Origin of the sequence: Rhodococcus sp. G-MC3, from assembly GCF_030063335.1 — a bacterium.
Lineage (GTDB): Bacteria > Actinomycetota > Actinomycetes > Mycobacteriales > Mycobacteriaceae > Rhodococcoides.
In genome coordinates, this window is the sequence record NZ_JASISW010000045.1 from 1 (window position 1) to 10712 (window position 10712).

Annotated in this window: 10 protein-coding genes, 1 pseudogene and 1 riboswitch; of the genes and pseudogenes, 5 read left to right on the plus strand and 6 right to left on the minus strand. The window is 62.7% G+C overall.

Annotation, left to right across the window (positions count from 1 at the left end):
* Positions 1 to 125 precede the first annotated feature (125 nt).
* Positions 126 to 389, plus strand: a pseudogene (locus QMK17_RS25530) (DUF2127 domain-containing protein); the annotation flags it as partial.
* A gap of 201 nt (positions 390 to 590) precedes the next feature.
* Positions 591 to 1475, plus strand: coding sequence for an oxidoreductase (locus tag QMK17_RS25535; protein WP_283512087.1), 885 nt, complete (start codon positions 591 to 593; stop codon positions 1473 to 1475).
* 57 nt (positions 1476 to 1532) lie between these two features.
* On the opposite strand, the gene QMK17_RS25540 is transcribed toward QMK17_RS25535, so the two are convergent.
* From QMK17_RS25540 to QMK17_RS25555, 4 genes are all read right to left on the minus strand, one after another.
* Positions 1533 to 2528: an NADP-dependent oxidoreductase gene (locus tag QMK17_RS25540; protein WP_283512088.1), complete on the minus strand. Its 996-nt coding sequence runs from the start codon at positions 2526 to 2528 to the stop codon at positions 1533 to 1535.
* A gap of 80 nt (positions 2529 to 2608) precedes the next feature.
* The gene (locus tag QMK17_RS25545) at positions 2609 to 3031 is read right to left on the minus strand and encodes an organic hydroperoxide resistance protein (protein ID WP_283512089.1); all 423 of its coding nucleotides are present in this window, start codon (positions 3029 to 3031) and stop codon (positions 2609 to 2611) included.
* On the minus strand, positions 3028 to 3525 hold the full coding sequence (locus QMK17_RS25550; protein ID WP_283512090.1) for a MarR family winged helix-turn-helix transcriptional regulator: 498 nt from the start codon (positions 3523 to 3525) through the stop codon (positions 3028 to 3030). Before QMK17_RS25550 ends, QMK17_RS25545 begins: the two co-directional genes overlap by 4 nt.
* Before the next feature lie 96 nt (positions 3526 to 3621).
* Positions 3622 to 4668: an iron-siderophore ABC transporter substrate-binding protein gene (locus tag QMK17_RS25555; RefSeq protein WP_283512091.1), complete on the minus strand. Its 1047-nt coding sequence runs from the start codon at positions 4666 to 4668 to the stop codon at positions 3622 to 3624.
* 116 nt (positions 4669 to 4784) lie between these two features.
* On the opposite strand from QMK17_RS25555, the gene QMK17_RS25560 reads away from it, so the two are divergent.
* Positions 4785 to 5237: a MarR family winged helix-turn-helix transcriptional regulator gene (locus QMK17_RS25560; RefSeq protein WP_283512092.1), complete on the plus strand. Its 453-nt coding sequence runs from the start codon at positions 4785 to 4787 to the stop codon at positions 5235 to 5237.
* 154 nt (positions 5238 to 5391) lie between these two features.
* Here the strand turns inward: QMK17_RS25560 and metE are convergent, their stop codons facing one another.
* Positions 5392 to 7647 carry a 5-methyltetrahydropteroyltriglutamate--homocysteine S-methyltransferase gene (metE, locus tag QMK17_RS25565; RefSeq protein ID WP_283512093.1) on the minus strand — a complete coding sequence of 752 codons (2256 nt, stop codon included), beginning with the start codon at positions 7645 to 7647 and terminating at the stop codon, positions 5392 to 5394.
* 126 nt (positions 7648 to 7773) lie between these two features.
* Positions 7774 to 8034: riboswitch (cobalamin riboswitch) on the minus strand.
* Positions 8035 to 8250: 216 nt separating this feature from the next.
* Between metE and QMK17_RS25570 the strand changes: the two genes are divergently transcribed.
* A complete protein-coding gene (locus tag QMK17_RS25570; protein ID WP_283512094.1) occupies positions 8251 to 9348 on the plus strand; it encodes a 3-deoxy-7-phosphoheptulonate synthase in 1098 nt (365 codons plus the stop codon).
* A gap of 55 nt (positions 9349 to 9403) precedes the next feature.
* On the opposite strand, the gene QMK17_RS25575 is transcribed toward QMK17_RS25570, so the two are convergent.
* On the minus strand, positions 9404 to 10027 hold the full coding sequence (locus QMK17_RS25575) for an alpha-ketoglutarate-dependent dioxygenase AlkB (RefSeq protein WP_283512095.1): 624 nt from the start codon (positions 10025 to 10027) through the stop codon (positions 9404 to 9406).
* 83 nt (positions 10028 to 10110) lie between these two features.
* Here QMK17_RS25575 and QMK17_RS25580 point away from each other — a divergent pair, with 83 nt between their 5' ends.
* Entirely contained in the window at positions 10111 to 10536 is a 426-nt protein-coding gene (locus QMK17_RS25580) for a VOC family protein (protein ID WP_283512096.1), read from the plus strand.
* Positions 10537 to 10712 lie beyond the last annotated feature (176 nt).

The window sequence follows — 10712 nt, forward strand, 5'->3', positions numbered from 1 at the left end:
CGGATTCTGCGGCGACATCCCGCCGATCGAATGCGAACAGCTCCACTACACTCGACAATCGGATCAGCTCGCGAGCTGACCGAACTCACACGAAACCAAGTCTCCGGACTCACCGGTGCGGTTCAGGACTATGGCTGATCAAACGTTGGGGTGAGTACTTCGCTGTTGTTGCGACGAGTGCGTTTGTTCCATTGGAAATCTACGAACTGACCGAGAAGGTGACCGTTCTTCGCATCGGGTTGTTGACGATCAACGTTGCCGCTGTTGTGTGGTTGATCTGGAGTAAACGTTTGTTTGGAGCTCGCGGCGGAGGCGCCGCCTACCACCTCGAACACAGTGCCGAGTCGCTCATGACGGTCGAGCGCGCCGCGGTGTCCGAGGTGAACTGAACCTGCCGAAGAGGGTTGTCGGGCCGCCCTCGTGGAACCCCACGCTGTTCTCGCGCAACAGATCCGGCGCACTCGGGGTGGATCGGGCGCCGGTTGGACCGAGTCAGCATCGGCGCGTGATGACCGTCGATCGGGGCCCATGGCGCACGGCATGGCCGAAATTTGCGCCTCGTGGGCGGACTGCGGCACTAGGCTCGGACCATGAGCGCCGACCAGTGGACGAGCAAGGACATCGCCGATCAGTCCGGACGGCGGTTCATCGTCACGGGTGCGAACAGCGGGCTCGGTGAGGTGACAGCACGAGCACTGGGGGCAGCGGGAGCCGACGTCGTTCTGGCGTGCCGTGACACCACCAAGGGAGACGCCGTTGCGCGGAGCATCGGGGCGCGAGCTCACGTGCGGTGGCTCGATCTGGCAGATCTGGATTCTGTTCGCTCGTTCGCCCATACCGTCGAGTCCGTGGATGTTCTGATCAACAATGCAGGCGTGATGGCGGTCCCGTTTCGGCACACTGCTCAGGGCTTCGAGATGCAGTTCGGCACCAATCATCTCGGCCACTTCGCATTGACCGGATTGCTGCTGAACAAGATCACCGATCGTGTGGTGACGATGTCGAGCGGAGCGCACCAGATCGGTCGCATTCATCTCGACGACCTGAATTACGAACGGCGTCGATACCGTCGCTGGGCCGCGTACGGACAATCGAAACTGGCGAACCTGATGTTCGCGCTGGAGTTGGACCGCAGGCTTGCCGCGGCCGGATCCGCCGTGAAGTCGGTGGCAGCGCATCCAGGTTATGCAAGCACGAACCTGCAGGGACGCACCGAGTCGTTTCAGGACTCGCTGATGTCGATCGGCAACAGCTTTCTGGCCCAGACCGCGGACATGGGCGCACTGCCCGAGCTGTACGCAGCAACATCGCCCGACGTGACCGGCGGGACGTACATCGGGCCGGACGGGCGCTCGGAGTTGCGTGGATACCCCACGGTCGTGAGATCGAGTGGGCGGGCACGTGATCGCGCCGTGGCGTCGGCGCTGTGGGACAAGTCCGAAAAGTTGACCGGGGTCCGCTTCCCCCGTGAGTGAAAAGCGACGCGGACACGTGTTTTTTCACTCACGGGTGGCGGAGCCACCTCAGCGGTCTCAGATCGAGACGACCATCTTTCCGGTGTTTGCACCGCGCAGGAGATCAATGAACGCCTGTGGCGCGTTCTCGAGGCCGTCGACGACGGTTTCGTCCCACTCGACCACACCGTCTGAGAGCCACTGGGCCATCTTCTCCGAGAACTCGCCGGCCAAATGGCTGTAGGAGCCGACGATGAAGCCCTTCAGCGTCAATTCCTTACCGATGACCAGCGCCAGGTTCCGCGGGGCAGGCGTCGGTTCGGTGGAGTTGTACTGAGAAATTGCACCGCACAACGCGAATCGCGCGTACTTGTTGGCCGACGCGATCGCAGCTTCGAGGTGATCCCCGCCGACGTTGTCGAAGTAGACATCGATACCGTCCGGAGCTGCCTCGGCGAGTTGCTTTTTCAGCGATCCGTCGTGGTAGTCGAACGCAGCGTCGAAGCCGAGTTCGAGGAGTCGCTTCACCTTCTCGGGCGAGCCGGCACTACCGATGACGCGAGATGCGCCGAGCGCCTTCGCGATCTGCCCGACGAGTGAGCCGACCGCGCCCGCTGCACCGGAGACGAACACGACGTCGCCCGGCTTGAAAGACGCCACCGATGTCAGGCCCGAATATGCTGTCAGCCCGGTCATTCCGAGCGCTCCGAGGTACGCTGACGCACTCGCCTGGCTCAGATCGACCTTGCGTGCACCTTTACCGTCCACCACTGCGATGTCGCGCCAGCCCTTGCCATGGCTGACTGCGTCGCCGACCACGAACTTGTCGTTGCGAGATTCGACGACCTCGCCGACGGCACCGCCGTCGAGCGGCCTATCGAGGGCAAACGGCGGGACGTAGGACTTCACGTCGTTCATCCGGCCACGCATGTAGGGGTCCACCGACATGACGTTGTTGCGCACCAGGATCTGGCCGTCCTCCAATGGTGGGAGTTCGGTGGTGACGCTGCGGAAGTTGTCGGGCACGGGTTCGCCGTGAGGGCGCGATGCGAGATGAATTTCCTTGGACTGCACGAGAGTTACCTAATTTCTAATCGGCGGTGTTTCTAGTCGTCGGTGTTTCTAGTCGTCGGTGTTTCTAGTCGGCGGTGTTTCTAGTCGTCGGTGACGGTGACAGTGACGTCGATGTTGCCGCGAGTCGCGTTCGAGTAGGGGCAGACCTGGTGTGCCTTGTCGGCGAGAGCCTGAGCCTCGTCGTGCGGGATGTTCGGAAGTGTCACCTCCAGGGTGACCTCCAGCCCGAATCCACCGGAGTCGTTGGAGCCGATGCCGACGCGCGCGCCGACGGAGGAGTCGGTCACGTCGGCCTTCTCCTGGCGGGCGACCATCTGCAGGGCCGAATGGAAGCAGGCTGCGTAGCCGGCCGCGAAGAGTTGCTCGGGGTTGGTGCCCTGTCCGTTGCCGCCCATGGCCTCGGGAATGGCGAGGTCCAGGTCGAGGCGTCCGTCGGATGTACGAGCTTTGCCGTTGCGGCCTTCGCCGGTGGCCAGAGCCTCTGCTGTGTAAATGGTCTTCATGGGTGACTGCCTTCCGTGTCGTGTGGTGCTGTGTGATCGTGTGGTGCTGTGTGATCGTGTGGTGCTGTGTGATGAAGAGCGCTGGTCAGGGCGACCAATGAATCTCGGAGTTGCTCCAGTTCGGGAACCGTCATGCCGGTCTTGCCCGCAAGCTGTTTGGGGATGTCGATCGCTTCGGAGCGCAACGCGCTACCCGCTTCGGTCAGATGAATTTCCACCCGCCGTTCGTCGGTCGTCAGACGTCGACGTTCGATGAAACCGAGCCCTTCGAGTCGTTTCAGCAGGGGCGACAAGGTGCCGGTGTCGAGATCGAGTTCGGTGCAGATCTCACGTACCCCGCGACCGTCTCTTTCCCATAGAACCAGGAGAACGAGGTATTGGGGGTAGGTAACGCCCAGGCGCTCGAGCATTGGGCGGTACACCGCTGTGGTAGCCCGCGACGCGGAGTACAACGCGAAGCACACCTGGCGATCGAGTGCGAGTTCGTTGGTCACGCAATTCAAGGTAGTGCACGTTTAAGTTGTGCGCAACCTATAAGTGCATCCGTGAGTGTTTTCGCACACCGGCGTGTACGAAAACGCTCACGGGGGTCAGCGCGTCAACGCCTCCGTCAGATCGTCGAGAACGATCGTGGCGGCAGTCGGACCCGCGTTGAGGTACCACGGGTCGTCGTCGACCGTCATGATGTGACCCTCGGTCGATGCGCTCATGCCGGTCCACAGTGGATTTCTGGTGTACGTCGCGGCACCCGAACCCGAATCGGATTCTTGACTTCCCACGAAAACCCAGTCCGCATTTGCCAATTGGATCTCTTCCTCGCTGAAGTCCTGCGAAGTCTTGTCGAACTGTTGGCTCTGGGGACGCGCGAGGTTCGCGTCCCAGGCGATGTAACCGGCGAACGACGGTACCCCGAACACCCGCGCGCGGTCGGCGGTGAACCGGACGAACGACACGGTGGATTCACCTACGCTGGTACCGAGATCGACTGCACGCGCAACGAAGTCGTCGACTATCGACTGGGCCTGTTGTGTCCGCCCCAGGGCGTCGGCCAGGAGCAGGAAGTCCTGCTTCCAATTGACTCCTGTTCCTTCGGTGAGCACGGTCGGTGCTATCGCAGAAAGGGTTCCGTACGCGTCCTTGGAGGCGGCTTCGTTGGCCAAGATCAGATCTGGCCGAAGAGCCGCGATCGCTTCGAGGTTGGGAGACTGTCGATTTCCCACATCCACGAATGCGGCCATTTCGGTGCTGTACTGCGGGAACTCACGGGACAGATAATCGGGAATCAATGCGGCGCCGTCGCCGTAGGCGACGCCGGTCGGGACGACGCCGAGTGTCAGGGCGGCGTCGAGTTGGCCTGTCGCGATCACGACGATGCGCTTCGGCTCGGCCGGGATCTCGGTGCTGCCGCCGAAGTGGCTGACCGTACGCGGGAAAACGCCGTCGTCGACGCCGGGGGAGCCCATGCCGTCGGGGATCCCGGTCGGCCCCGGTGCTGTCGTGGTCTCAGTGCTGCTGGTCTCGGTGCTGCTGGTCTCGCTGCTGCCGGGCGTGCTGTCTGTGCCTGCCCCTTCGGTGCTGCAGGCGGTGACGAGTGCTGTCGCGGCGATAAGAGCGATGAAAAGGGAACTGTGTTTCACGATGCCTCTTGGTGCGAAATGAGTAAGTCCCTTCATGGGGGACCTTCGGTCAATGAGGTAACGCTATCCTGGGTATCGTGCTGAAACAACATCTGTGTCAGATATAGTTTTGTGGCATGAGCCACCCGAACGAGGAGATCGCACGTAACCTTCTCGACGCCGCGTTCGGCCTTCGGCGGGTCCTGAGAGCCCATCTCGACGACTCGGGCACCGACGAGACCCTGCCCCTCGCACAATCCGAGGTGATACGCACGGTGTCCGCATTTCCAGACAGCCGAATCGGCGATATCGCAACACGGCTGAGGTTGCGCCCCAACACCGTCAGCACCCTGGTGCGCGCGTTGGTGGCGAAGGGGCTCGTGGAACGGCACCCGGATCCTGTCGACGGCAGAGCCGTCGTGCTGCGGGTGAACGGCGAACGTGCGGCGCGGCGCGAACGCCGAACGGACCGACGGATCGAAGTGTTGGCGGCCGCAATCAACGAGTTGTCGGCTTCGGAGTGGCGTGCGGTCGAACAAGCACTACCGACGCTGGCGAAACTCAACGATGTTCTGAGGCAAGCGGATTAGCCTGACACGATGAGTTTCGACGAGGATTGGCGGCCGCATCGAGACCGTCGACCTCGCACCGTGCGTCGTGCCGGCGATCGGAACCCGGCGGGACTGTTGGGAGTCCCGCCGGGTCGCCGTGTGGCGGATCGAGCGGCAAGGTACTTCTCTTGCGCTAGCGCATCGCCCGGGCAGCCTCGACGAGATTGCGCAGCGAGGCCTCGACCTCGGCGATTCCTCGGGTCTTCAGCCCGCAATCAGGGTTTACCCATAGCCGTTCGGCAGGTACGGCTTTCAGTGCCGCCCTCAGCGACTCGGTGATTTCCTCGACGCTGGGGACGCGCGGCGAGTGGATGTCGTACACGCCCGGCCCGACTCCGAGATCGAACCCGACGGAGTTGAGGTCGTCGAGCACCTCCATATGCGAGCGCGCTGCCTCGATCGAAGTCACGTCGGCGTCGAGAGCAACAATTGCGTCGATCACCTCGCCGAACTCCGAGTAGCAGAGGTGCGTGTGGATCTGGGTGGAATCCGAGACCCCGGACGTCGACAGTTTGAACGCCCGCACCGCCCACTCCAGATACTTTGCCTTGTCCTGTGTTCGCAGAGGTAGCAGCTCGCGCAACGCAGGCTCGTCGACCTGCACGATGCGAATTCCGGCCGATTCGAGGTCGACGGTTTCGTCGCGAATCGCCAGGGCAACTTGGTCGGCCGAATCTTGGAGCGGCTGGTCGTCGCGGACGAACGACCACGCGAGGATCGTCACCGGGCCGGTCAGCATGCCCTTGACCGGCTTGTCGGTGAGCGACTGAGCGTAGGCGATCCAGTCGACGGTCATTGCACCGGTTCGGCTGACGTCGCCGAACAGGATCGGCGGACGGACGCACCGAGAGCCGTAGGACTGCACCCAGCCGTTCGCGGTGGCCGCGAATCCGTTCAACTGTTCGGCGAAGTACTGCACCATGTCGTTGCGCTCGGGCTCACCGTGCACCAACACGTCGAGGCCGATCCTTTCCTGCAGCGCGACGACATCGGCGATCTCCGACTGCATCCGGCGTACGTACTCCGCTTCGTCGATGCCGCCCGTGCGACGCGCTGCGCGTGCGAGACGAATCTGGGTGGTTTGCGGGTACGAGCCTATGGTTGTGGTCGGCAATGCGGGCAACTCCAGGCCTGCGGCCTGGGCGTGACGACGTGCCTCGGCAGGACTACGGTCGACGCCGATACCGGCCGCCAAACGGGCTCGCACCGCCGCGTCGTGCAGGCGTGGATCATTCCGGCGTGATGTCAACGCTCCCCGCGCCGCATCCAGTTCGACTGCGACGGAATCGGTTCCGGTGCGTAGGGCCTTCGCGAGAACGGCCACCTCGGCGACCTTCTCGGCACCGAATGCAAGCCACGAGCGAAGCGGGTCGGTGATGTCGGGCTCCGAGTCGAGTGTGTACGGAACGTGCAGCAGGGAGCATGAGCTCGACACTGCCAGCGATCCTGCGCTCCCCACCAGACTTGCCAAGGTGGCGAGCGCCTTGTCCAAGTCGGTGCGCCAGATGTTGCGACCGTCCACGATGCCGGCAACGATCCGTTTGCCGGCCAGCGCCGGAACTGAGGCAGCTTGTTCGACGGCTCCCGGTGCAGTCAGATCGATCGACAACCCTTCGATGCCAGTCGATGCGAGCACGGGAAGAACGCCACCCAGACCGCCGAAATACGACGCCAGCAAAATCGAGGGCCGCCTGTCCACGGCACTCAGGTAGTCGTAGGTGCGCTTCGCAGCGGCAATTTCATCCTGGGTGCGATCGGCAACGAGAGCCGGTTCGTCGATCTGGACCCACTCGGCCCCCGCGTCGGCAAGCTGCGTCAGTAAGTCTGCATACAGCGGCAGGATGTCGTCGAGGCGATCGAGAAGAGGTGAGCTGCCCCCCACAGCCTTCGACAGCAGTAGGAATGTCACTGGCCCGACAAGCACCGGCCGCGCCGGAACTCTCAGTGCGAGAGCGTCCTTCAGTTCCTTCAGAACTTTCTTTGGATGGAGAGAAAAGGTTGTGCTCGGGGTGATCTCGGGAACCAGGTAGTGATAGTTGGTGTCGAACCACTTGGTCATCTCGAGCGGGACGACGGTCTCGTTGCCGCGAGCAGCAGCGAAGTATCGATCCAACTCGTCGTCGATGCCCTGCACTCGGTCCGGCAGAGCGCCCAGCAGCACCGCGGTGTCGAGGACCTGATCGTAGTACGAGAACGTATTGACGGGAACAGAATCGAGGCCCGCGCCCTGCAGTGAGAGCCAGTTGTCCTCGCGCAGTTGCTTCGCCACGGATTCGAGCGCGGCAGCATCGATCTTCTTTGCCCAGTAGGACTCGACTGCCTTCTTGAGTTCGCGCTTCGGTCCGATTCGGGGTGAGCCGAGGACTGTTGCAGTGAATTCGATCGTCACTTGATGTGTCTCCAGGTACGTCACATGTGGGTGGATCACTACCGAGCGTGCGAGTACGCCTGAGCCCATGACGCGACAGCAGGTACGTTCTCGCCCATTCCACGAGGCGGTGAACCGCTGCGCACGGCGTGCGCAGCACAGAAGGCAGGTATTCGGACTCACAGGCGCGCGATCGGGATCCGATCGCTCCTACTGGCCGTCGCTTCCCAGAGAGGCTTCTCCAGTGCTGTTCCACCGGAGGCTTCTCCAGTGCTGTGTGACGGCGGTCGTTCCTGCATACCGCTGCGGGACAGTCCCGGATTCACACCGGGTTCCCTCTTGCGTCGCTGTCTGCGGTCTTCGGGGCTCCTCACGACCGCTGGGCGAACCAACTGCACGCTCGAGCATAGGTGCACAGTCAAGGAGGTTCAATGATGTGCTCGGGAAAGGCGTGCTAGCGTCTTTCTCATGCAGCGCACGTATTTTTGGTTTAGCAGGCCGGCCCCGGGTGGGTCAGCCAGCGACGCCATGCGCTGAGACCCCACCCCACGAGCCGGATGCAGACCGGCTCGAAGTGTGCGTGGAGCTCTCCGAGGGTCGGTCTGAGGAACAGAAAGTTTTCTCATGACTATCGACATCACTCCTGCTGATTCAACCCAGCTGGATTCGAGACTGGACGATCAGCGCACGATCAGCATCAGTCCACTGGTCGCACCGTCCTTGGTGCGGCGTGAACATGCTGCCGACGATGCGGTTGCGGCGACGGTTCGGCGCGGCCGCGACGGCGTTGTCGAAATCCTCGACGGCCGCGACGATCGGTTGATCGTCGTGGTCGGGCCGTGCTCGGTGCACGACACGACCGCAGCACTGGACTACGCGCGACGCCTCGCGGACAAGGCGACCGAACTGGGCGATCGCCTGCACATCGTCATGCGGGTCTACTTCGAGAAGCCGCGTACGACGCTCGGCTGGAAGGGCCTCATCAACGATCCTCACCTCGACGGTTCGTACGATGTCAATCATGGACTTCGCGTAGGCCGTAAGCTCCTCGTCGACATCTCGGCGCTCGGTCTCCCGGTCGGCTGCGAGTTCCTCGATCCGATCACACCGCAATACATCGCGGACCTGGTCAGCTACGGCGCGATCGGCGCTCGTACCGCCGCCAGTCAGGTGCATCGCCAGCTGTGCAGTGCGCTGTCGATGCCCGTCGGCATCAAGAACTCCACCGAGGGCGACATTCAGGTTGCGGTCGACGGAACCCGCGCGGCAGCGTCGAGCCACGTATTTCCCGGTACCGATCTCGATGGCCAAGCTGCGTTGATCCGCACCACCGGCAACCCGGATTGTCACGTGATTCTGCGCGGCAGCACCGACGGGCCGAACTACGACACCGAATCCGTGGCCGACACCGTTGCGCGCCTCCGGAAGTCTTCGCTACCTGAGCGGGTTGTCATCGACGCGAGCCACGGCAACAGCCGTAAGGACCACAACAAGCAGGTCGATGTAGTCACCGACCTGTCGGCTCGGGTTGCGGCGGGCGAACCGGGAATTGTCGGCGTCATGCTCGAGAGTTTCATCGAAGCCGGTCGTCAGGACTTGACGCTTGGGCACAAGGACGAGCTGACCTACGGGCAGTCCATCACCGATGCGTGCCTCGATTGGGATACCACCGCAACACAACTCGATGCCTTGGCCGATGCTGTGGCTCGCAGGCGGGGTTAGTTCAGGCGGGGTTAGTTCAGGCGGGGCTGGTCGGGCGGGGCTGACAGATTCTGCGTTACCGTACGCCGCGCGGTCGGAATTGCACGCTCACGCGTGGGCCGGTCGCGCGGGTGCTCTTGGGCACCGCGTGTTCCCAGGTTCGCTGGCACGAACCACCCATCACGATGAGATCGCCATGTCCAAGAGTGAATTTGAGTGAATTCCCACCGCCGCGAGGCCTGAGCATCAGTTGCCTCGTTGCCCCCAGCGACACGATGGCGACCAGGGTGTCTTCCGTTGCGCTACGTCCGATGTTGTCGCCATGCCACGCGACGCTGTCGGATCCGTCTCGGTAGTAACACAATCCGGCGGTGGCGAAGTTCTCACCAAGCTCGCTGCGGTAATGCTCGTCGAGCGCCGACTTCGCCTCGACGATTGACGGGTGAGGCCACTGCTCTGCCTCGCCGTAGAACCGCACCAGCCGGGGAACGTCGACCACGCGGTCGTACATCTGCCGTCTCTCGGATCTCCAGTCGACGCCCTCGACGAGGCGGTCGAACAGGTCCATCGAGTTGGCCCAGCCCGGTCTGACGTCCACCCACGCACCATCCGCCAGTACGCGCCGTGTGACCGTCCCTCCCAAGGGGCCGAATTGGGAGTCCATGTCGGTGAACAGCGAACCCTGTAGCTCCACGCTCATACGACCCAGCATATATCGAGTCGAACATATGTTCCAGTGCGCGAAGGTCGATAAAGTTCTGCCGTGCGCTTTATTGTGTGCGCATGGGATACGAAATTCAGGTCACGATCGACAGTGAGAGCCCCCATGAGCAGGCGAAGTGGTGGGCTACGGCGCTCGGCTGGCAGGTGGAGCCGTCGGACGGAGAGTTCATCAAGGGACTGGTCGAGGCCGGCCATGCCCGTCAAGAGGACACCGCAGTGTTCGAGGGAAATCTTGTCTGGAAGATGGGAGCGGCGATCGGGGATCCCGACACACCGGGTAGTCCGAGGGTGCTGTTCCAGGAGGTTCCGGAGACGAAGACTGTCAAGAACCGTCTGCATTTCGACATCAGAGTCGGTGAGGAGCGAGAGTCGGTGGCGCAGCAACTCGAAGCTGCGGGAGCGTCCATTCTTCATCGCGGGCAGGTCGGGCCGAGCACGTGGATCACGATGACCGATCCCGAGGGGAACGAGTTCTGTGTGTCTTGAGCAGATTCGTGTCTCGAGCAGATTCGAATTCACCTCGATGCCTCTCAGGACGGTGGGGGTTGGTGTTTGTGGCGTTCGGCGATGATGGCGCGGTGTTCGAGGAATTTGGTGCGTAGGTAGGTGGCGTCGGATCGTGCTCGGGGGTCGGTGATTTCGGCGATGTCGCGGAGTGTGGG

What these genes read in the sequence shown, in the direction of transcription:
- QMK17_RS25535 (WP_283512087.1), top strand. Translation starts at nt 591, where the DNA reads ATGAGCGCCGACCAGTGGACGAGCAAGGACATCGCCGATCAGTCCGGA.
- QMK17_RS25545 (WP_283512089.1), bottom strand. Translation starts at nt 3,031, where the DNA reads ATGAAGACCATTTACACAGCAGAGGCTCTGGCCACCGGCGAAGGCCGC.
- QMK17_RS25560 (WP_283512092.1), top strand. Translation starts at nt 4,785, where the DNA reads ATGAGCCACCCGAACGAGGAGATCGCACGTAACCTTCTCGACGCCGCG.
- QMK17_RS25570 (WP_283512094.1), top strand. Translation starts at nt 8,251, where the DNA reads ATGACTATCGACATCACTCCTGCTGATTCAACCCAGCTGGATTCGAGA.
- QMK17_RS25575 (WP_283512095.1), bottom strand. Translation starts at nt 10,027, where the DNA reads ATGAGCGTGGAGCTACAGGGTTCGCTGTTCACCGACATGGACTCCCAA.
- QMK17_RS25580 (WP_283512096.1), top strand. Translation starts at nt 10,111, where the DNA reads ATGGGATACGAAATTCAGGTCACGATCGACAGTGAGAGCCCCCATGAG.